At 47.3% G+C, this 23,255-nt stretch carries 10 protein-coding genes and 1 pseudogene; 10 read left to right on the top strand and 1 reads right to left on the bottom strand.

The window, feature by feature from the left end:
- Positions 1-19: 19 nt before the first annotated feature.
- On the bottom strand, positions 20-1,564 hold the full coding sequence (locus ABN764_RS05415; protein ID WP_446671195.1) for an FAD-dependent oxidoreductase: 1,545 nt from the start codon (positions 1,562-1,564) through the stop codon (positions 20-22).
- Positions 1,565-1,813: 249 nt separating this feature from the next.
- Between ABN764_RS05415 and ABN764_RS05410 the strand changes: the two genes are divergently transcribed.
- The 10 genes and pseudogenes from ABN764_RS05410 to ABN764_RS05365 all read left to right on the top strand — a co-directional run bounded on the left by ABN764_RS05410 (position 1,814) and on the right by ABN764_RS05365 (position 23,222).
- Positions 1,814-2,221: an RrF2 family transcriptional regulator gene (locus ABN764_RS05410; RefSeq protein WP_028532762.1), complete on the top strand. Its 408-nt coding sequence runs from the start codon at positions 1,814-1,816 to the stop codon at positions 2,219-2,221.
- A gap of 177 nt (positions 2,222-2,398) precedes the next feature.
- Entirely contained in the window at positions 2,399-2,992 is a 594-nt protein-coding gene (locus ABN764_RS05405) for a YdeI/OmpD-associated family protein (RefSeq protein WP_446671194.1), read from the top strand.
- Positions 2,993-3,229: 237 nt separating this feature from the next.
- Positions 3,230-3,376: pseudogene (locus ABN764_RS05400) on the top strand (DoxX family protein); the annotation flags it as partial.
- A gap of 84 nt (positions 3,377-3,460) precedes the next feature.
- Positions 3,461-3,790: an ArsR/SmtB family transcription factor gene (locus ABN764_RS05395; protein WP_021255963.1), complete on the top strand. Its 330-nt coding sequence runs from the start codon at positions 3,461-3,463 to the stop codon at positions 3,788-3,790.
- On the top strand, positions 3,787-4,203 hold the full coding sequence (locus ABN764_RS05390) for an SRPBCC family protein (RefSeq protein WP_446671193.1): 417 nt from the start codon (positions 3,787-3,789) through the stop codon (positions 4,201-4,203). Before ABN764_RS05395 ends, ABN764_RS05390 begins: the two co-directional genes overlap by 4 nt.
- 202 nt (positions 4,204-4,405) lie before the next feature.
- Positions 4,406-5,320: an NAD(P)/FAD-dependent oxidoreductase gene (locus ABN764_RS05385; RefSeq protein WP_446671192.1), complete on the top strand. Its 915-nt coding sequence runs from the start codon at positions 4,406-4,408 to the stop codon at positions 5,318-5,320.
- Positions 5,321-5,373: 53 nt separating this feature from the next.
- Positions 5,374-5,970, top strand: a complete 597-nt coding sequence (locus tag ABN764_RS05380) for a class I SAM-dependent methyltransferase (protein WP_446671191.1) — start codon at positions 5,374-5,376, stop codon at positions 5,968-5,970.
- 230 nt (positions 5,971-6,200) lie between these two features.
- Positions 6,201-15,689, top strand: a complete 9,489-nt coding sequence (locus ABN764_RS05375; RefSeq protein ID WP_446671190.1) for a non-ribosomal peptide synthetase — start codon at positions 6,201-6,203, stop codon at positions 15,687-15,689.
- A 20-nt stretch (positions 15,690-15,709) separates the two neighbouring features.
- Entirely contained in the window at positions 15,710-18,490 is a 2,781-nt protein-coding gene (locus tag ABN764_RS05370) for a type I polyketide synthase (RefSeq protein ID WP_446671189.1), read from the top strand.
- The gene (locus ABN764_RS05365; RefSeq protein ID WP_446671188.1) at positions 18,459-23,222 is read left to right on the top strand and encodes a non-ribosomal peptide synthetase; all 4,764 of its coding nucleotides are present in this window, start codon (positions 18,459-18,461) and stop codon (positions 23,220-23,222) included. The genes ABN764_RS05370 and ABN764_RS05365 overlap by 32 nt, the downstream gene beginning before the upstream one ends.
- Positions 23,223-23,255 lie beyond the last annotated feature (33 nt).

Below are 23,255 nucleotides of genomic sequence, written 5' to 3'. Positions count from 1 at the left end.
AATCCTGAATCATCAAGATTCAGGATTCCTGTATTTTGGTCAATGGTTTGGCTGCCGGGCCCTCTAATACATCGCCTTCATAGGAGAACCTTGACCCATGGCAAGGACAATCCCAGCTTCGTTCGCCGTGGTTCCATTCCAGTTCGCAACCCATGTGCGTACAAGTGGTATCAACGAGATGAAGCATGCCATGTTCATCTCGATAAGCTCCAGCTCTTTTACCGTCAATCGATACAACGGCGCCTTCATCATTCGATAGATTCTCAGGCTTATTGTGAACACGCTCCAATTTGCCGCTAATGAGATGTTTGGCAACATCCGCGTTCTGAGCGAAAAATGTCTTCACATCAGGATCGACATGAAAGCGCGACGGTGTATATAGTTCCTGATAGGCATTCTCTCTCCCCATAATCATATCCCTCAACAGGAGCGCAGCAGCCGTGCCATTGGTCATGCCCCATTTCCGGTATCCGGTTGCAACGTAAACATTCGGTACTGAAGAAGATATTTGTCCGATATACGGCATTTTATCCAAAGAAACTAAATCCTGAGCCGACCATCGATACGATATTTCTGCTGCCCCAAACACATCATTCGCGTATGCTTGCAGTGCTTCATAGTGCTTAATGGTGCAAATGCCCTGTCCGGTCTTATGACCTTCACCGCCAATAAGTATCAAGCTTTCACCGGTATCCAATGCCGCTGTACGGATCGAGCGTTTTGGGTTCTCTGCGCTAATATACATGCCTGACAATTGAACATTCTTATTGGGGATGCCCACAACATAGGAGCGTTCAGCATGCATTCTTGCAAAATAAAATCCCATCCCGTCATAACAAGGAAAGTGGGAGCATGAAACGGCATGCTTGCAGGTCAACTTGAAGCCATCTTGCGTAATTACGGTCGGCAGCGTACCCTTATCGATGGTTTCTACAGTGGTATGTTCATAGATCTGCCCGCCTAATTCCACAAACAGCTGAACTAACTTGTCCAAATACTTAACCGGGTGAAATTGGGCTTGATTCCGCATGACGAGGGCCGCCTTGATCGGCACAGGCAGATCGATTTGAGTGACCAATTCACCGTCAATCCCGAGCTTCTCATAGGCAGCGAGTTCCGTTTGAAGCTTCGGCAGGTACTCATCCGAATTTGTATAGATATAAGCGTCCCGTTCCTCATAATCGCATGGAATCTTATGTTCCTGAACCATATGCTTAATAAATTGCTTTGCCTCGATATTCGCTTGATAGTACAGCTTTGCCTGTTCTTGACCGAAATGGTGATTGAACTCGTCGTAAATAAGGTCATGCTGCGCTGTTATTTTGGCCGTCGTATGACCAGTCGTGCCATTCAGCAGCTGACCTGCTTCAACAAGCACGACGCGGAGTCCTTCCCGTGCCAAGAGGTAGGCCGTTGTTATGCCGGAAATTCCGCCTCCAACTACTACAACTTCTGCTTCCGTATGTTTAGCAAGTTTCGGGAAGGAGGGAATCGTTGCGGAGTCCCGCCAATAGGATTCAGGAAATTGGGGGAGATCTTGAATGGACGAGGAATCATTGTGCATAGTAGCGAACCTCCTATATAGATTGTCTTTGTCTATTCATTTCCTTGGGAATCCGTGTTTAATCAGTGTGTGATTGAAATCATACATACAGATTAGGGAATACAAACATCGATCTGTATGACGAAGAAAGGAAATATCAGCGCTTCTAGGGTATAATCCGAATCGTTCGATGCCTTGCAGCCTAATTGACATGCTAGCCATTCGCGGATATTATCGATATCATAAATCTATGATTAAGAAGGGTTGTCCATGAAATTTACAAAAGCAACGAATTATGCGCTCCATACTATGCTCATGCTGATTGAGGCATCTACCGTTAAGCCAGTTGGCGTACAACAGTTGGCAGAATCCCAGGGCGTGTCCCCAACGTACTTGTCCAAAATATTAACGAGACTTGTGAAGGCCGGCATGATTGAATCGATCTCGGGAGCAAATGGGGGATATCGCCTGACTCGTCATCGAGATGATATTACATTTCTGGATATTATCCATGCTATCGAAGGCTCGACCTCGTTATTCGAATGTAACTTCGTCCACGGCGAAGAATGCCTGATTCAAGCCGTGATGAAGGAAGCAGAAGAGAAGATGGAGAATCATCTGAAGAATAAGAAATTAGTCGATATCGCTCAACAACTCCATAAAAAATCGCATTCGTAATCTACTGAAATGGAGATCATTTCGTCTAGTACCTAATGTTGTTGTTAATATGTGTATCTCGAAATGTCGAATGTTCCAAACTACAAATAAATATGAAGTGTTCATGCAGGGGGACAGATGAAATCTCAAGGGATATGAACTGTCCGCTGAACGAAAAGTGAAGAGGGGTATGTCCTGATGTCAAATCGTCAATTGAATCCGAAGGTCGATGAATTTATACGGAAAGCGAAAACGTGGAAAGAAGAATACGAGAAGCTGAGACATATCGTTCTTGACTGCGAGCTGACCGAAGATTATAAGTGGATGCACCCATGCTACACCTATGAGAACAAAAACATCGTTTTAATACATGGGTTTAAAGAGTACTGTGCACTTCTGTTTCATAAAGGGGCCCTGTTAAAAGATCCAAGCGGAATTCTCATCCAACAGACGGAGAATGTACAAGCAGCCCGTCAGATTCGGTTCACCAATGTTCAAGAAATCGTTGAGATGGAAGATATCTTGAAGGCCTATATTAAGGAGGCCATTGAAGTTGAAAAAGCGGGATTGGAAGTGAACTTTAAGCAAACGGCAGAGTACACAGTTCCCGAAGAATTTCAAGTTAAACTCGATGAAAACCCTGCCTTGAAAGAAGCATTTGAGGAATTAACGCCAGGGCGTCAACGACAATACCTGTATTATTTCTCAGAACCCAAACAATCCAAAACGCGAACATCAAGGGTAGAGAAATATAATCAGCAAATTCTTGATGGAAAGGGATTAAAAGATTAGATTATTTGACGATAATCGTGGGTGGACAAGAACATACCTTCATGTAGATCCGCGCATTGCGCGGTTTTTTTTATTTATATGCATACCAATACAAACAATAGGGGTTGGATCGGGCGCATGAAAATCAACCGTTGACAGGACACCTTTTGGTGTCTTATAATCAAACCGACACCAAAAGGTGTCTCTTTTGAAGACAGTCATAGCGAAATTTGCAAACCTGATTATGTTTCACCTGAATTATTCTTTGTCATGACTGGTGCAGCTCTCTCTCATGCGTTTGCTAATGATTATGGTGATTACGGTTTTTATGCGATCCTCCCGCTTTCCTATGCAGCACTGAACATCCCCTCATGGACACTGTGTCCAAATAGCCGTAAACTCTAAGGAGGTGATAGAAGTAGTCATAGCTGATCCCTCATATCACCAACAGATTTCTACTACAGAATGTAAGATATTGGAGAGGTTGTTGTGGGTGAGAATAATCAGTTGCGGGATGTGTTTGACGCGATTGCAGATCCAACTAGGCGGAGACTCATTCGTTTGTTAGCAGAGAAAGAGGAGATACCGCTTCATGAATTAACGGCACAATTTCAAATGGGACGTACAGCGGTATCCAAGCATTTGACAATTCTTAAAGAAGCCGGACTGGTATATGACCGCAAAGTCGGCCGAGAGACACGATTTAGGCTGAATGCCGCACCACTGAGAGAAGTCCAAGACTGGGTGGCTTTCTACAGCAAGTTCTGGGGTTTGAATATGTTGCGCTTGCAACATTTATTAGAGGAGGAAGAAGAATGAGTGTAACATTAACACTGGATTTTCAATACAAGACTACAATTGAGAAGTTGTGGTCCGCATTAACCGATTCCAGCAAGCTTGCCAAGTGGGTGCAGAATATCCACACTGGTGAGGCAATGGAAAATGATTTTAAAGCCGTCGTTGGACACCATTTTCAGTTCCGCACGCAGCCGAACGAATGGTGGAATGGAATTATTGATGGCGAAGTACTGATTGTAGACGAACCTAACAAGCTGTCCTATACATGGGAAAGCGGGGAGAAACACACGATCACGTGGACACTGCAAGACTTAGGGAACGGAAGCGTTAACCTTCATCTCGAACAAACCGGAATTTCCAATGAGCAAGCACTCGCAGGCGCTAAGTATGGTTGGACGAAGTGGTGCAGTGAGCTTGAGAAGGTATTCGCTTAGTTATAAACAAGTGCACGTTAATGCAGCAATCAGGCATAATGAGCACAGGTACCGCTTATAAGAAGAACTCTCCATGTCAGGAGGGTTCTTTCTGTATTTTTTACGATAACGCGAGTAATAACTGCTTCATAAATAGGAGAAGAATATGTTATCATAGATATTATCAGTCTGTAATATCCTATTTAGTAAGGAGATGAGTATCATGATTTACGATTGCGCCATCATTGGGGGAGGACCTGCAGGATTGAACGCTGCTCTCGTACTCGGAAGAGCAAGAAGAAGCATCGTATTGTTCGACCACAATCGCCCTAGAAATGCGGTGACACATGCATCCCACGGTTTTATTACGAGGGACGGGGTAACGATTCCAGAATTCCGGCGCATCGCGCACGAAGAACTAGGTCGCTATCCATCCATCCGTCTGATGCATGTTGAAGTTACGACAGTTGTTAACGTGGATGGTGTCTTTATCGTACACGACACAATGAGTCAGCGCATTCAAGCGAAGAAATTGATACTTGCGACAGGGGTCAAGGAGAAATTCCCGGAAATTGAAGGATTCACTCCGCTATACGGAAAAAGCTTGTTCAACTGCGTATACTGCGATGGCTGGGAATTGCGCGATCAACCACTTGTAGTGGTGTCTGAGCATGCCGCTGGATTTCACACCGCCAAGTTGCTCTATCAATGGAGCAAGGATTTGGTCGTTTGTACGAACGGTCACTCCGCCCTGACACAAGAGCAGAAGATGAAGCTTCAATCCAAAGGGGTGCAGGTTATAGAACAACAGATAGCCGCTTTTATCGGAGAGCATGACAAACTACAACATCTCCAATTTGCAGATGGAACAGAACTTGCAAGATCAGGGGGCTTCGTCACTCCCAAGTTTGAACAAAGTGCACCATTTGCTGAACAGTTGGGCTGTGAATTGACCGCTTCTGGCGGGATTAAGACAGAAGAATCAGGACGAACTACGATAAAGGGTGTCTACGCAGCAGGGGATGCGTCTTCCTTTTCTCCTTCTCAAGTTGTATTCGCAGCGGCAGACGGCAGTCGAATCGCGATGCATATCAATCGAGAATTGACCGAGGAGGAGTTCGAACAAGGGAAGCACTAGATGGGACGAAATCACTTTGGTAGTCATTCAAATCATTATTGGAGGGGTAACACATGAACATTGCATGGAATGAGCGTTTCGGTTCAGCAGAATATTACTACGGGGAAGAGCCAAATGGATTTATTCGGGAGCAGGCGTACCGATTAGACAGCAACCAACGTATCATTGCTTTTGCGGAGGGTGAGGGCAGAAATGCAGTCTATTTAGCGCGAGCAGGACACGATGTGACGGCCGTTGACTACTCAGAGAACGGTCTAGCTAAAACGAAAAAGCTGGCTCAAAAGCACAATGTCCTTGTGCATACGAAGCAGTTGAACCTACTTGAAGATCATGTCCCTCAAAAAGAATATGATGCTGCGATCATGGTATTTGGTCATTTTCATCATAGTGATCAGTTTGTAGTTCTGAATAAACTCAAGCAGGCTGTAAAGCCTGACGGTATGATCATGCTTGAGGTCTACTCGAAGGAGCAGATCCATTATCGAACAGGCGGACCTTCCGATATTGAATTGCTTTACGAGCCCACGGACATCCTCGCTTGGTCTAGGGGATTAAAGGTGTTGCATTTCTTTTACGGAGAGCAGGAACGGGTAGAAGGGAAAGGACACACTGGATTAGCCCATGTTATTCAACTCGTGCTGAGGCTATGACCTATTAGCCCTTTAGAGAGTAGTATTACTTTTTACTTTACATTAAAAAAATCAATTGTGTTAAATTTCTAAGCATTATATTGTAAACAAAGTCTGTGGGTGCTACTATTTTACAAAGTAGGGCAATTATAGTACCTCTGCATATTAGCCAAGATAAACTCCAGATTCGCTTAGCCTACTATTACTTATGATAGGAAAACGAAACAATTAGGAGGACTGAAGGCACCCCAATGGATAAAAAACTATTTCCTTTAACCCAGGCGCAACGAAGGATATGGTACACGGAGCTTTTATTTCCGGATACAACATTGAGCATGATGGCCGGAACGATGGTAATGAGGGGATCTATTGATGCATCTCTTCTCATGCAGGCGGTTCAAAAGCTCGTCAAAGATCACGATGCATTTCGGATTCGCATAACTGAACAGCACAATCAACCCGTGCAATGGTTTGAAGATGAGTCCAATATTCATCCCGCAATCGATTATTTGGAAATGCCGAGCCGCGCGGAAGCCGAGAAATGGATGCAACATTTCTGCAGCTCCCCGATCAACATGTTCGAAATCAACAAGTATAAGATTGCCATCATGAAAATCAATGATGAAGAGTATTGGTTTAACTTGAAAATCAACCATGTCATTGCGGACGGCGTGTCCATGTATCAAGCATGCAAGTACATCATGAATAATTATATGGCATTAAAAAGTGGAGCAAATCCGCTCCCTGTTCCAAAAGGCACATATATGGAGTACATACATGCCGACCACGATTATATGATGTCGGAACGTTATCAAAAAGATAAATCTTACTGGATGAAAAAGTTCGAAACATTGCCGGAAGTCACTGGAGTGAAACACATTTCCCCTGATGAACCACTAACAGACGCGAAAAGAATCAGCATCTCCCTCACCGATGAACAATACCGTCGATTACGAGCATTTAGCGAAGCAAGCAATATTAGTGTCTTTGTTTTTTTTCTAACCGCCATGTATCTGCTGCTATACAAACATACGGGAAATGTCGATGTTCCCGTCGGTACCGTATTTGCCAACCGCACAAGCAGGAACGAGAAAGAAGCTATAGGAATGTTTGTAAGCACGGTTGCCACCCGATTGTCGCTTGACCCCGATCAAACACTGGAGTCCTTGCTCTATCTTGTTTTCAAAGAACAGCAAGCCTATTTCCGTCATCAAAAATACCCATACAACCACCTTGTCCAAGATTTGCGGGAGCGGGATGCGAAAAGAGATATGGAAGACCTGTTTCGCGTATCTTTGAACTACTCGCCAATTAAGTGGACACAGTATGGCGATATCTCTGTTCAGCTGAACGCTAGATTTTGCGGCCATGAGACGAATGACTTTTTTGTACATATCGATGATTTCTTAGATTTGCAACAGATGAGCCTGCATGCAGACTATCGGATTGAATTATTTAAAGAACACGAAATTGAGAGAATTATGGAGCAATTACTTATTATTGCGGATCAGATACTTTCAAATCCCCAACAAACTGTGCGCGAGTTGTCGATAGTCGGGGAAAGGGAGCTAAGCAGATTGTTGACGGAGTTTAATCCTCATTTTCTGCCGCATTGCCCGGAGCGCTTATTGCATCAAGCTTTTGAAGAGCAAGCCAAGCAGAATCCCGACCATGAGGCCATCATCTGTATAGACAAAAAGCTTACCTACAAGGAGTTGAACGAGAAGGGAAATCAGTTGGCAAGAACATTGCAAGCCCACGGTATAGGCAGAGCATCAATTGTTGGAATATTGGCCGATCGTTCCGTCGATATGCTCATTGGCGTTTTGGCGGTATGGAAAGCGGGAGGTGCGTATGTTCCGATCGATGCCGATTATCCTGAGGAACGCATTCAATTCATGATTGTTGATAGCGGAGCGACATTATTGCTGACGCAGTCGCATTTCCTGCAGCGTTCTCCAGTTCTTGGGGAAATGCCGTCCCTGCCAGCCGTACTCTGCATGGACGACGGAACGATTTATAACGGAGACAATGCGAACTTGCCTAATTTGAACGAGCCATCTGATCTGGCTTACGTGATTTATACATCAGGCACGACCGGACGCCCGAAAGGCGTCATGATCGAGCATTCGGCTCTTACGAATACAGCCGAGGCCAATCGACGAGAATACGGTCTTGACCAATTCCCTGTAAAGCTCCTTCAGCTTGCGAGCTTTTCTTTTGACGTGTTCGTCGGAGACATAGCACGAACGCTTTATAATGGCGGGACGATGATCATTTGCCCGGCAGATGACCGGGTCGATCCGTCTCGGCTAAATGGCTGGATTCAGGAATTTGAAATTACGATATTCGAAGCTACGCCCGCTCTCATCATCCCGTTCATGAATTACGCATACGAGCACGATTTCAATATGAGCTCCATGCGCCTGCTGATCGTCAGCTCCGATAGCTGCAGTGTTAATGATTACCGGACATTGCAGGAGCGCTACGGCTCCCAATTCCGGATTATTAACAGCTATGGGGTGACTGAGGCGGCAATCGATTCAAGTTACTATGACGAGCCGCTGGATTTATTGCCGAAGACGGGGAGCGTACCGATCGGCAAGGCTTGGATGAATGCACGATTCTATATTGTAGATCGGCAGCTTAATCCCGTTCCGATTGGAATGCCGGGTGAACTGTGCATCGGCGGCCCGGGAGTAGCCAGAGGATATTTGAACCTCCCGGATGCTAGTGATGAGAAATTCGTACCAAGTCCGTTCGTTCCCGGTGAACGACTATATCGCACGGGCGATCTAGCGCAGTGGATGATTGACGGCAATGTTGATCTCATTGGACGCATCGATTTTCAAGTTAAAATACGTGGCTTCCGCATCGAACTCGGAGAGATCGAGGCAGCTATGCTTGCATTTCCGGGAGTTCGGCAAGCAGTCGTAATCGACCGGTTGGACAGTAGCGGAGAAAACTATCTCATTGCTTATGTAGCTGCCGATTCATTGGATATGAATGAACTTCGGTGTTTCATAAAGAAAACATTGCCGATCTATATGATTCCTGCGCGTTTCATGCGTCTTGACCGTCTGCCTTTGACATTCAACGGCAAAATAAATCGAAATGCTCTTCCAACGCCGAAAGCTATCGAGCCTTTCGAAGAGGAACACGAAGTGGCGGAGACTCCATTGGAAATCAGACTTGTAGACATGTGGAAACAAATGTTGGGAGTTGAACAGATTGGCGTTAAGCAGAATTTCTTTGATATTGGTGGACATTCTTTGCGCGCAACAATGCTGGTCAGCAGGATTAATAAAGAATTACAAGTCAATCTCCCGCTGCGTGACGTATTCCGGTTCCCTACGATTAAGGCAATGGCCCAAGCGATAAGCGAATTGGAGCAGCGGACGCACAAGCCTATTCCCGTAACGGAAAAAAAAGAATATTACGCGATCTCATCTGCCCAGAAAAGGCTTTATACCCTTCATCAGCTTGAGGGAGCAGATCAAAGCTACAACATGTCCGGCAGTGTGTTAATTTTGGGATCATTGTGTCGAAAACAATTTGAGAAGGCGTTTCGAGATCTGATTGCGCGACATGAAACGCTGCGAACCGGATTCGAGCTGGTTGACGGCGAACCTATGCAGTGCGTGCATGATGAGATCCACTTTGAAATCGAATATTTGCATGCTGGCGAGGAAGAAGCGGCGGAAATTGAAAATGCCTTTATCCGGGCGTTTGACTTAAGTAAACCTCCGCTTATGCGAGTAGGCTTGGCTGAATTGAAGAACGATCGCCATCTGTTTCTTTTCGATATGCATCACATTATCTCTGATGGCGTCTCGACCGCGATTCTGGTCAATGAATTTTCCCGCTTGTACGGCGGAGAGGAACTGATGCCTTTACGCATTCAGTTCAAAGACTACGTGGCATGGCAAATGTCCGAAGCACAGCAGGAAGAAGCGAAACTTCAGGAGGGATACTGGTTAAGCGTGTTGGAAAGACATTTTCCAGTATTGGAAATGCCGACTGACTATGCAAGACCTGCCGTGCGAAGTTTCGAGGGAGATACGCATCAATTTGAGTTGGATGCTGAAACGAGCAGGGCACTCGTACGATTGTCATCCGAAACTGGAACAACACTGTTCATGGTATTGTTCACTGTCTATGTGGTCATGCTTCACAAATATTCAGGGCAAGAGGACATTGTGGTTGGCACCCCGATTGCTGGCAGGACGCACGAAGACTTACAACCGCTCATAGGAATGTTTGTCAATACGCTAGCCATTCGCAGTCATCCGAGCGGGGACAAAACATTCCTGACTTACTTGGAAGAAATAAAGGAAACGACATTGGGATCCTTGGAGAATCAAAGCTATCCTTTTGCGGAACTCGTAGAAAAGGTTCTTGTGGCGCCGGATAAGAGCCGTAATCCAATATTCGACACGATGTTTGTATTGCAAAACACGGAAGAAGCTGAAGTGAATATTCTCGGGTTGCGCTTGAAGCCGCAGCCAAGTTTGCGGCCGGTTTCAAAATTCGACTTGACCTTCCAGGCTTCGGAGGAAGAAGGCCGGCTTGTGTGCAGCATTGAATATTCGACAGCTTTATACAAGAAGGAAACCATAAAACGCATGGCGGGGCACTTCAAGCAGCTTGTCAGTCAGGTAATCAATCATCCGAAGGCAGATTTGGCCTCGCTGCAGATGTTAACTCCCGAAGAATCTGCGTTAATTTTGAGCAACTTCAATGGTACAGAGATGGAATATGCCAGAAAGAGGACGATACATCAGCTTTTCGAGGAACAAGCAGTGCAAACACCAAATTCTGTGGCGGTCGAGTTCGAAGGCCTACGGCTCACCTACCGGGAACTGAATGAAAAAGCGAATAGTCTGGCGCGAACGCTGCAATCGGCTGGTGTCGTGCCGGATGCACGAGTAGGGATCATGGTCGAACGTTCGATCGAGATGATTATAAGCATCCTGGCCATTCTGAAGGCAGGTGGCGCTTACCTGCCAATTGATCCGGATTATCCGCAGGAGCGAGTTCAGTTCATGCTAGAGGATTCGGGAGCTCAAATCATAGTGGGACATCGCCGGTTGCTAGATTCAATCCAGGTGAAATGTAAAATCGTGGCGTTGGGCGATCCGTATGTATATAGCAAAGATATGACAAATTTAGAACCAGTTTCCACTTCATGCCATTTGGCATATGTGATCTACACGTCAGGAACGACGGGAAAACCGAAAGGCATTCTAACAACCAATCGAAATGTAGTACATTTTGTGCATGCATCGAAATTTCTCGAAATTTCCGAAGAGGATCGTGTATTGCAGCTTTCCAGCTTTTCATTTGACGGATCGATATTCGATATTTTCGGGACGTTATTGAACGGAGCCAGACTCATTCTTATCCCGCAAGAGTCGGTATTGAATATCGAAAAACTTGCAGAACAGATTGAGCGCAAGCAGATTACGAGAATGGTAATTACAACTGCGCTATTTCATCTTCTCGTCGACACAAACCTGGAATGCCTGAGCCATATGAAATCAATTCTAGTCGGAGGCGAGCGCGCTTCCGTCAGTCACGTACGCAAAGCGCTGAACCGTCTCGGTCCCGGAATTATTAAAAATATATACGGTCCGACAGAAGCAACCGTATTTGCGACATACCATGATATCAATGAAGTGGATGATAATGCTATAAGCGTTCCAATCGGAAAACCGATCAGCAATACGTCCATTTATATCGTCAATGAGCGAAACGGATTACAGCCTATCGGCATGACGGGGGAAATATGCATTGCTGGAGACGGTATAGCACGCGGTTACTTGAATCGTCTTGACTTAACGAGCGAAAAGTTCGTGGATCATCCATTTTCGAATGGGAATCGGATGTACCGAACGGGAGATCTGGGGAAATGGATGCCTGACGGGACGATAGAGTATGTTGGACGAATGGATGACCAGGTCAAAATCCGTGGCTTCCGCATCGAACTGGGAGAAGTTGAAGCCCAGTTATTAACAATCGATTCGGTAAGAGAGGCATTCGTCATTGCGCAATCTGATGAAAGCGGTGCACAACAGCTTTGCGCCTATGTAGTGGCGGACAGGGAATTAACGGGCAAAGAGCTGAGAAGCGCATTGTCGGATAAATTGCCGGCATACATGATTCCGTCTTATTTGTCGCAGGTTGCGAAAATGCCGCTGACGACAAACGGAAAGGTAGACCGGAGAGCACTGGAAGATTTGGCAGTAAGCTTGCGGCATGACGAGGAACATGTAGCGCCGCGGACAGAAACGGAAACGCAGCTTGCGCGCATCTGGCAAGATGTGCTCGGGTTGCCTAGGAATCGCATCGGCGTAAAGGACAACTTTTTCGAAATAGGAGGCCATTCCCTGCGGGCAAGCACTTTAGTTAGCAAATTGCACAAAGAGATGCGCATCCAATTGCCGCTGCGAGACGTGTTTCAGTACCCGACAATCGAGCAAATGGCTGAAACGATCAAGCATCGGAAACATGCCGACTACGACATGATCCCGAGGATCGGGAAGAGAAATTATTATTCCGTATCTTCAGCGCAGAAACGATTGTACATTCTCCAGCAGTTGGAGGGCGGAGAGTTGAATTATAATATGCCGACCGCATTGGAAGTTATAGGGCTTATTGACAGAGAGCGTCTGGAAGCAGCGTTGCAGGCTCTCATCGCGAGACATGAGCCGCTTCGCACCTCTTTCCATATCGTGGATGGCAAGCCTGTTCAACGAATTCATGCGAACACAGAGTTTGAGCTTGCTGGTAAGGGGCTGATTGGAGAAAACACAGAGGAACTCATCCATTCCTTTATCCGGCCATTTGATTTAGGACAGGCTCCACTGCTGCGCGCAGCTCTTGTAAAGCTTGAGCCGGAGCGTCATCTCCTTCTCCTGGACATGCATCATATTATATCCGACGGTACTTCTGTCGCAGTGATAACCGAAGAACTAACTCAATTGTACGCAGGCAACACACTGTTGCCGCTGCAGCTGCAATATAAAGAATATGCGGCATGGCAGCAAACTAGTTTGCGCACGGAGACCATAAAGCAGCAGGAACAATTTTGGATGAAGCAGTTCACCGGGGAGATCCCAGTGTTGAACTTGCCGACTGATTTTCCTCGGCCGGCATTGCGCAGCTATTCGGGAGGATGCGTAAACTTCTTGCTGGATGAGGAAATGACAAGGAATGTAAAGCGTCTGGCAAGACAAACAAATACGACAATCTATATGGTGTTAGTGTCAATTTATGGATTACTGTTGTCAAAACTGAGCACTCAGGAAGAAGTTATCGTCGGAACACCAGTAGCAGGCCGAAGCCAAGCAGACACGGCAAGGATGGTAGGCATGTTCGTGAACACGTTGGCGCTGCGCATGTCCCCAAGCGCCAATCAATCATTCGCTGGCTATTTGCAGGTTGTCAAGCAGACCGTGCTTGGTGCGCTGGAACATCAAGATTATCCCTTTGAGGAACTTGTACAGCGAGTTGCTCCGCCTCGGGAGTTGAGCCGCAATCCGATATTCGATGCCATGTTCATATTGCAGAACATGAAGAATGCGGAGCTCGCTTTGGATAGGGCCAGCCTGCGGCAGCACCATTTTGATTACTTGGCGGCTAAGTTTGATGTGACTTTGTCGATAACTGAAACCGATAACGGCTTACATGGAAATATGGAATATGCTTCGGCGCTGTTCGCTAAGGATACTGCAGATCGGTGGATAAGCTGCTATATTGAGCTGCTGCGGCAGGCCATTTCCAATCCTGACATGGAAGTAAGAAGCATGGGCCTGATGAACGACGAAGAGCAAAAAAGACTGTGCGCTAGGTTTGCTGGAAAGCAGGTAGCTATTCAGGACGAACAGACTATCCACGGCCTTTTCGAAAGGCAGGCGGCAAGAACGCCTGATCAAATCGCGCTTATTTGCAATGGAGAGCAGATGAGCTACGAGGCGCTGAACCGAAAAGCTGCACAGTTGGCACATGCAATTCGATCACAAGGCGTTTCTCGAAATGAAGTCGTTGCAGTGCTTGCCGATCGCTCGATATTGCTAGTGGCAAGCTTGTTGGCTGTAGGCAAAGCTGGAGCCGCATATCTTCCGCTTGACCCGCTTCTGCCGGAAGAACGGATTGCGAACATCATACACGATAGCGGATGTCAAGTGGTCGTAACGGATTCTGCACATGTGGCGAAGATTCCTGATAAACAATTAACCGTATTGCTGGATCGGCTGCCTACGTCATGCGAAGAAGACTCCCTCGCATTCCCATGTTCATCCGTTAGCCCGTCAGATCTCGCGTATGTCATTTATACGTCAGGCTCTACGGGCAAGCCCAAAGGGGTCATGATCGAGCATCGTTCGGTTCATAATTTGCTCGTTGGTATCATTCAAGAAATACCACTCGAAACGATAAACAATGTATTGTCTTTGACGACGGTCTCTTTTGATATTTTCGTACTCGAAACGCTGCTGCCGCTCATGCTAGGTTGTACGGTGGTTATGGCAACGCATGAGGAACAAATGGAGCTTGAGCGACTTGCTCATTTATGCCAAGATCATCGGATCGAGCTTCTTCAAACGACGCCTGCCCGGCTGAGGATGCTGCTTGATAATACCCGTATGGCAGAAGCGCTGGGTTCGCTGCGCTATATGCTAATTGGGGGAGAGGCGCTGACAGAAACGCTATTGCATCGTGTCCGTACGATGACGAGCGCCCGTTTGTTCAATATGTACGGCCCGACAGAAACAACCGTCTGGTCGACCGTCAAGGAACTCACTCATGATACGCGCATTACGATAGGTCGGCCGATTGCCAATACAAGGATTTATATTATGAACGATCACGGCCTGATTCAGCCCGTCGGCATCGAAGGCGAACTGTGCATCGCAGGTAAGGGCCTGGCACGGGGTTATATGAACAATCGGAAGCTTACGGATGAACGATTCGTACAAGAGCTGAATGGAGATCACGATGATGGTTGCGGAAAAATGTATCGTACAGGAGATCGTGCCCGTTACCTCAACGATGGAACCATCGAATATTTGGGCCGCCTGGACGATCAAGTGAAAATTCGCGGGAATAGGGTCGAACCTGGCGAGATTGCTGCCGCATTGTCCAACCATCCATCAATCCGTGCAGCGGTAGTCGTAGACGGGGAAGAGGCGGGCAACAGCACATATTTGATTGCCTATTATGAATCGGCAGAACCAGAACCGCTGCCTGTATCTAATCTCCGTGAATATTTAGGATGCCGTCTTCCTGCCTATATGATCCCGTCTTTTTTTGTGCAGTTAAACAGCATTCCTATGAACTCAAATGGGAAGGTCAATAAGCATGCACTGCCTCTTCCGAATGCAACAACAAAATCTCCTGTATCGCGAGATGCTCTGCCGCGCAATGAAGGAGAACGAATGCTTGCTGACATGTGGAAGGAAGTGTTAGATGTGCGGGAAGTCGGACGAAATGATAATTTCTTTGAGCTGGGGGGACATTCACTGCATGCTGCGCTATTAGTTGAAAGAATCCGCAGGGAACGAAACAGCCAGATAAAGCTGACCGACTTTTTCATGCATCCCACGATTGCCTCATTGACAAGCCGCCTGTTCGAGCCGTCCGTTCGCAAAGAGCGGATTGCTGATGTCGAAGAAAGGGTGGAATCACGCAAATCATTGATGAAAAGACAAAGAGATCTCAGAGGAAAAGCAAGAACATAAAATAAATTGGGGTGAACCACTTGTTACGAGATGAAACATTATGGGAGCAAGGAATCGCTGTCATCGGCATGTCCGGAAGATTTCCCGGAGCTAAGGATGTAGAAGCATATTGGAAGCTGTTAAGCCAGGGCGATCAAGGAGTTCGCTTCTATACAGATGAGGAGCTGCTGCAAGCGGGGGTTCGGGAAGAAGTTCTGCAGGATTCCCAATATATTAAAGCAAAAGGGGTGTTGGATGACCCGGTCATGTTTGATGCCGCTTTTTTCGGAATGAATCCCCGTGAAGCGGAATGGACCGACCCCCAGCAAAGGCTGTTTCTCGAATGTGCGCATGAGGCACTGGAGAATGCAGGCTGGATTTCCGACGGCTATCCCGGACGGATCGGGGTCTATGGCGGCTGCTCGCTAAGCACTTACTTGTTGAACCATGTTATTGTTTACGGACTCGATCAAGGATTGGGAGATATCACCTCCATTGTATCAAGCAATGATAAGGATTTCTTGACAAGTCGCGTATCATACAAGCTTGATTTAAAAGGTCCTGCAGTGACCGTACAAACAGCGTGCTCCACTTCTTTGGTCGCTGTACATATGGCATGTCAGTCTCTTATGAGCGGGGAATGCGACATTGCGTTGGCAGGCGGAAGCTCCGTTACGTTCCCCAATCATTCCGGATACAAGTACCAGGAAGGCATGATTTTGTCTCCTGATGGAATCTGCCGCGCTTTCGATAGTGAGGCTCAGGGAAGTGTCCCCGGCAACGGCGTTGGGATCGTAGTACTGAAGCGTCTAGAAAAGGCCGCGGCAGACGGGGACTTCATCTATGCTGTAATTCGCGGTACCGCGATTAACAATGACGGTGCACTTAAGGCAGGTTTCACTGCCCCTAGCCCGGAAGGTCAGGCTGACGTTGTTGCAGAAGCCTTGGCGATCGCCGATGTCCATCCCGAGACGATATCATATGTCGAAGCCCACGGCACGGCTACTATAGTTGGAGATCCAATTGAAATCGAAGGATTAACAATGGCTTATCGGCAGTGGACAGATTTAATCGGATACTGCGCAATTGGTTCCGTTAAAACGAATATCGGCCATCTCGACTGTGCCGCAGGAGTGGCAGGATTCATCAAGACGGTGCTCGCCCTTCATCATCGCCAAATTCCACCTTCCCTTCATTTTAAAGCACCGAATCCGCAAATCGATTTTGCGGAAAGCCCGTTCTACGTTAATACGGCACTGAGGCATTGGGAAGATGCCAGATATCCAAGGCGTGCGGGAGTAAGCTCTTTCGGCATCGGGTCAACGAACGCTCATGTCGTCCTGGAGGAAGCACCCCTGACAGAAAGCGATGCTTGCTTGCGGCCTTGGCACAGCTTGCTTATATCCGCTAAATCGGAGAAGGCACTTGCCGCAGCTTGCGAAAGGATGGCTGGCTATTTAACTAGCAACCCTTTTATACCATTCGAAGAAATTACTTATACAACGCAGGTTGGCAGAAAAGCATACCCGTTCCGCAAAGCAGTCGTTTGCCAAAATGCCGCCGATGCACAGCGCATGCTGGCCTTTAAACCAGGTTCGGAAAAGATTCGGAGCACAGATGAACAACCAATGACTGTATGGATACTTCTCCCTTGGTTGGAGAAGAGCTTTTCCGGGTTACTAGAGTTGTACAGAACTGAACCGCTCTTCCGCCGAGAATTAAATGAAGCAATTGAAAAAGCTGAATCTGTCAGCGGACTAGAATTGAAAGCCACATTTAAAGGCTTCTTAAACGATACCCACGCTAACCAGCAGAATCATCCACTACAATTGAATTCACGCATGAAAATACTGATCTCAGTAGCGGCTTCCTACAGCCTTGCTTCTGTATTGAATCACATGGGGCAAAAGCCCGATCGAATTGGAGGTAAAGAAGAAGGGGAGTATGCGGCCGCCTGCATCGCTGGGTGTTGTTCATTGGAAGAAGCCTTCAAGCTTGCGCTTGCCCGGCAAGACTTTTTAGAAAACGGAGACATCGAGAAGTTCGCCAATACAGTTAATGGTATACGCTTTACTGCTCCCCGCATCCCAACCTTGAATGCGGAGATGAATATCGCATTATATAAAGAATCGGAATTGACGGCAAAAATCAGAGAACGGTCGCTAAGTTCAGAAATTACAGAAGCGCTCAAGAATGGGCGATGGAGAGCAATAGCGATCGGATCACCACTGCACACCTACACAAACGGGCATGAAGATTCCTTAAGCTGCTTCGACTGTCATTCTTGGGCGAACACATTGGCAGCCATTTGGGAAGTAGGCAACGACATGAATTGGCAGGCGCGTTATGCGTTAGAGAAGAGAAGAAGAATGCCGCTGCCAACTTATCCATTTGAAAGACAACGCTATGAAATTCCGAACTCGAGAGGCTTCGACGCTTCCTCTTCTTCCTTCCCGAACGCGAAAAGCAATGAAAGACAGGAGGAACCGAAATACCCGGCTCCACTAGAATACGAGAGCCCGCGTCAGTACGTGGAGCAGAAGCTTATTGTATTTTTCGAAGAGGTTCTCGGCGTGCCGGAGCTGGACATACATGCTCCATTCTATGAGCTTGGTGCTGACTCTCTGAATAAAATGCAGGTTATATCACGAATTCGGGAGATGTACCCGATCTCGCTGAATGTGCAGGAATTGTATGCGGCTGAAACCATTTCCGAGCTGGCAGACATTATCGAACTAGCCTATATCGAACTGCTGGAAAAAGAAGAAGAGGAAGGAGAGGAGAAAACCCATGACCAATCGGCATTCGTTAGCACAACGTAGAGCTCAGTTATCGGACAAGCAGCGGGCGATGCTAGAAAAAATGCTTCAAGGGGACGTCAAAGCTGATCGCACTCCTTCCTCTGACAGGCATGAGATTCCGGTTCGCCAAAAAAAAGAAAAGCATCAGCTTTCGTATGCCCAACAGAGGCTATGGCTATTTTCTACCCTGGAGCCGGAATCAACGGCGTATAACTTGGTTTACGGCATGAGGCTGAGGGGAGATTTGCAGGCCGAAGCATTCGAGAAAAGCCTGCAGGGACTCGTAAAACGGCACGAGGTTCTACGCACCGTATTTCACGAGGAGGATGGAAGTCCTTATCAACTCGTGCTGGATGACATGGATATGCCGCTGGAGCGGAAAGACTTGCGGGAAGTACCGCCAAGCGAACAGGATGAAGCGGTGAAACAGCATATGTCCTTGATTAGTAGGCCGTTTGATCTCACACATGGACCGCTTCTTAGGGCGATTCTTCTATGCCTTGCTGATAGGGAGCATGTACTGCTGATTTCCTTTCATCATATCATTACTGATGGTTGGTCCCACCATGTATTTGGCAAGGAGCTGCTGGAGTATTATCTTTCCTTCGTTAGCGGAGAGGCGGAGCGCATGCCCGCCCTTCGCGTGCAGTATGCGGACTTTGCGGAGTGGCAGCGGGAACGGTACAGCGAGAACGCGCTTCAAGAACAGTTATCGTACTGGATACAAAAGCTGGCTGGCGCGCCGGAACTGCTTCAGCTTCCGACAGATCGCCTGCGACCTGCCCGGCAGCAATATACGGGAAAGAAGCTTAGCTTCGATCTTCCGCAGCAGTTATCGACAAGGCTTTTCCAACTCGCTGCCGAGGAGAAAGCCACTTCCTTTATGCTGTTGATGGCAGCATTTCAGACGCTGCTGCATCGCTATACCGGTGAGGAAGATATTTGCGTTGGAACCGCGATATCAGGCAGAAACCACAAAGATGTGGAATCTATGATCGGTTTTTTTGTCAATACGCTCGTCATTCGTTCTGAGATCACTTCAAATTTGCCGTTCCGCGAGCTACTTCGCCAAGTTCGCAAGCATGCGTTGGAAGCCTATGCATATCAAGACGTTCCGTTCGAGCTTGTAGTGGAGAAGGTGGCTGGTACGCGAAGCCTGGGTTATTCGCCATTGTTCCAGGTCATGTTCACGCTTCAAAATACGCCTGTAATTGATGTTGAAATAGCTGACCTGACATTCGAGCCTTTACACGTAAATACGGAGACAACTCTCTTCGATCTGACTCTTGAAGTGATTGAGAGGGGTGGGAGCTGGAAAGGAACTTTTACATACAATCAAAGTCTATTTGAAGAAGCAACGGTGAAGAAAATGATAAGGCACTTTCTGATGCTGCTTTCCAGTATTGCTGACAATCCGGATACGCCTGTCGGATCTTTGCCGATATTGCTGGAAGAAGAGCATAATTTGCTTCTAAATGTATGGAACAGAACCGAGCAGGAGTTCCCACCTTGCGAAACCCTTCATCAGATGGTGCATGCACAAGCTGAGGCAGAACCAGATCGGATTGCCGTTCAGTACGGCGACGAAATTTTAACCTATAAAGAGCTCATGGTTCGCTCCGAACGTCTGGCCCATTTCCTGCGCAAGCAGGGCATCGGGTCAGGAAAGATTGCTGCAATATGCCTCAACCGCTCGCCTGAACTGGTCATTGCCCAATTGGCCGCGCTTAAAGCGGGCGGGGCGTACTTGCCCATCGATCCTGAGATACCGGTGGAACGAATCGCTCATATCCTTGCAGATTCCAGGGCGTCCATTTTACTGACGAATCGTTCTCTGCATGAGCATATCGCATCGCGCTGCGGAAGTGAAATCGACATGGAACATGAAGAGATCATTCTTGCATCGCGGAAGGCTTATGAAGAGACGAGCCCACCGATTGACAAAGTTATTGGCAGTGACGCCACTTATGTCATTTATACGTCCGGTTCAACGGGTAATCCTAAAGGGACAATAATCCCGCATGCATCGGTTGTCAACTTCATGCACTGGTATAAAGACATTACGGCATTAACGTCCACTGACCGCGTTTGCTTTGCTGTTGGTGTTGGCTTCGATATGTCCGTTGCGGAAATTTGGGGGTCACTGATCTGCGGAGCATCCTTATGGATTCCGCCGCAAGAAATAAGACTCCAGCCCGAGTTGCTGCGAGACTGGATGGTGGACAATGAGATCACATTTGCCTTTCTTCCAACACCGATAGTTGAGCTATTAGTCAATATTCCTTGGCCCGAGCATACCTCTTTGCGCCGCTTATTAACGGGGGGAGACAAATGGAGCGCAACGCTTCCGATCGGACTTCGGTTTGATGTATACGAAGCATATGGTCCCACGGAGTGCACGATCGCCAGTACTTATCGCATCATTGAACCGGGACATGCGCATAGCCCCGCTCATATCGGTAGGCCGCTCGCAAATACAAAAATATATATTGTGGATAAAATGCTGCAGCCAACCCCGATAGGTATTCCCGGGGAACTGTGCATCGGCGGAATCGCGGTCGGCAGCGGTTATTTGCGAATGCCGTCGATGACCAACGAGAAGTTTATACCGGATCCGTTTTCGTTACGAGAGGGAGCGCGGTTATACCGCAGCGGAGACCGGGCCCGCTATTTGCCGGATGGACGTATCCAATTTCTTGGGAGATTGGACGATCAGGTGAAAGTCCGGGGCTTCCGTATCGAGCTTGGTGAAATTGAAGCGGTGCTTGCCGCACAACCTTCCATAAAAGAAGCGGTCGTGATCCTGAGGGAGGATATCCCTGGCGATAAACGAATTACGGCTTACCTGACAGGAAATACAAAGATTGCGCCGGACATAGAAGTCCTTCGTTGCGCTCTTAAAGAGCGTTTGCCCGATTATATGATTCCAACGGCATTTGTTGCGCTTGATCGACTTCCGCTCAATAATAATGGCAAAATCAACCGGAAGGCGCTGCCGAAGCCGAATGAGGAGAGCATGTCCAAGGATTCGTCCGACGAACCACGCAATGATATCGAAAAGCTGTTGTGCGGTATAATGTCTAATCTGCTTGGACTTAGCAGGGTCGGAATACATCAGAACTATTTCGAGATCGGCGGAGATTCGATCAAAACGATGATGTTGATATCCCGTGCAAGACAAGCGGGTGTATCGATATCCCACGAGCAGATTTTCCAATATCAGACTGTTGCGGAATTAAGCGGGGTTATTGCCGAGAGCGACAAGAGAACGATTGCTGCCCACGACGAAAAAGCAGTGCGAGAGAACGAAGCCGATGCGGGCTTTTCATTAGTAGGATTGAACCGAAGCGATGTTGCCGCTATTGCCTCCTTGGATCCTGAAGAGATCGAGGACGTATATCCGGTTACGCCGCTACAAGATTACATGCTTGATACCTTGCTGAACAATCCCGAACCGGCTCAGTTTTTTGTTAATATGGTCATGCGCTTTACGGACAAATTGGAGCCTGAACTCATGACACAGGCCTGGAATCGAGTGGCAAATCATTATGCATTGACGAGAACTTCCATCTTCCATGAAGGATTCGACCAACCGATACAGGTCATGCGGCGGAATGTTCGTATACCGGTTCACTACGCGGATTGGCGCGAATGGGATGCTGACCGTCAGTTTCATGAACTGATGCGATATCAGGATGTTCAACTGTGTGCAAGCAACATTGCTTATATCAAACGGCCGACTACTTATGAAGTCATGTTTGCTCGGACAGGAGATCGCGAGCATTTCCTGGTTATGAGCTGTTCGTATTTGCTGATGGACGGGTGGAGTCATTTTATTGTCTTGGCTGAAGTGCTCAAATGCTATTACAGTCTGGTGGAGAGCAGGTCTTATCAGCTGACGCCGGTACGCAATTATCGGAATTACATAGCATGGCTACAGCAGCAGGATATAGAACAATCTAAGCGATATTGGATTGCGGAACTTGCTGGCTTCCGCCATGCGACCCCGCTTATCGAATATGCGCCGCATAACCGGGAGGGTTCAGGAACTGGCGGCTTCGCGAAACAATACGTCGAATTCGAGGTCTCTGCTCCGCACATGGTGAAAGAGCTAATCCGTCAAAGTGGTGTAACAATGAGCGTACTGTTTCAATTGTCTTGGGCGCTGCTCTTGGCTCGGTATACAGGTCAGCGCGATGTATTGTTCGGCGTCATGTCGACTGGCAGACACCCGGAATTCGAAGGGATAGAGGAGATAGTTGGTCCTGCAATCAACACGCTCCCCATGAGGATACGTCTGCTTGAAGACGAAAATGTATTGAAGATCCTCAAGCAAATTCAAGCGAAGCAGCTTCGATTGACGAAATATGATTATACACCGCTCAAGAAAGTCCAGGAGTGGAGCAGACTAGCGGATAATCAGATCCTGTTTGAGTCATACATGATTGTTCAGAACCTAGGATCATACTTTGATGTCGCCATCGAAATGGATGAGGATGAGATTCCGTTGGTTAACGAGTATGGCAAGTCGCTTGCGATTTTCAACTCTGGTACGCCGCTTCGCATTGATGTCGTTGGGACTTTGGAGGGTCGCTGTCAAATTTATATGACCTATCTTAAAGCGCGTTTCCGCGATGAATCGATCTTGCAAATGCTCTCGGATCTTCAGAATATGCTCAATGACATCTGCCTACATCCGGATCAAAGCATTGCGAGCATGATCTCTTCCACCCCTGATCCTGTATGTATCTAAGTAAGTGGGTATGAAGCAACATTCTGGTAAGGA

Origin of the sequence: Paenibacillus wuxiensis, from assembly GCF_040195695.1 — a bacterium.
Classification (GTDB): Bacteria; Bacillota; Bacilli; order Paenibacillales; family Paenibacillaceae; genus Paenibacillus_B; species Paenibacillus_B suaedae.
Note: the sequence above shows the minus strand (reverse complement) of the source record. Positions and strands in the feature narration are given on the sequence as shown.

Excerpts from the sequence above, each read along its gene's own strand:
- ABN764_RS05365 (WP_446671188.1), top strand. The coding sequence starts at position 18,459 with ATGACCAATCGGCATTCGTTAGCACAACGTAGAGCTCAGTTATCGGAC.
- ABN764_RS05390 (WP_446671193.1), top strand. The coding sequence starts at position 3,787 with ATGAGTGTAACATTAACACTGGATTTTCAATACAAGACTACAATTGAG.
- ABN764_RS05415 (WP_446671195.1), bottom strand. The coding sequence starts at position 1,564 with ATGCACAATGATTCCTCGTCCATTCAAGATCTCCCCCAATTTCCTGAA.
- ABN764_RS05380 (WP_446671191.1), top strand. The coding sequence starts at position 5,374 with ATGAACATTGCATGGAATGAGCGTTTCGGTTCAGCAGAATATTACTAC.
- ABN764_RS05410 (WP_028532762.1), top strand. The coding sequence starts at position 1,814 with ATGAAATTTACAAAAGCAACGAATTATGCGCTCCATACTATGCTCATG.
- ABN764_RS05375 (WP_446671190.1), top strand. The coding sequence starts at position 6,201 with ATGGATAAAAAACTATTTCCTTTAACCCAGGCGCAACGAAGGATATGG.
- ABN764_RS05385 (WP_446671192.1), top strand. The coding sequence starts at position 4,406 with ATGATTTACGATTGCGCCATCATTGGGGGAGGACCTGCAGGATTGAAC.
- ABN764_RS05405 (WP_446671194.1), top strand. The coding sequence starts at position 2,399 with ATGTCAAATCGTCAATTGAATCCGAAGGTCGATGAATTTATACGGAAA.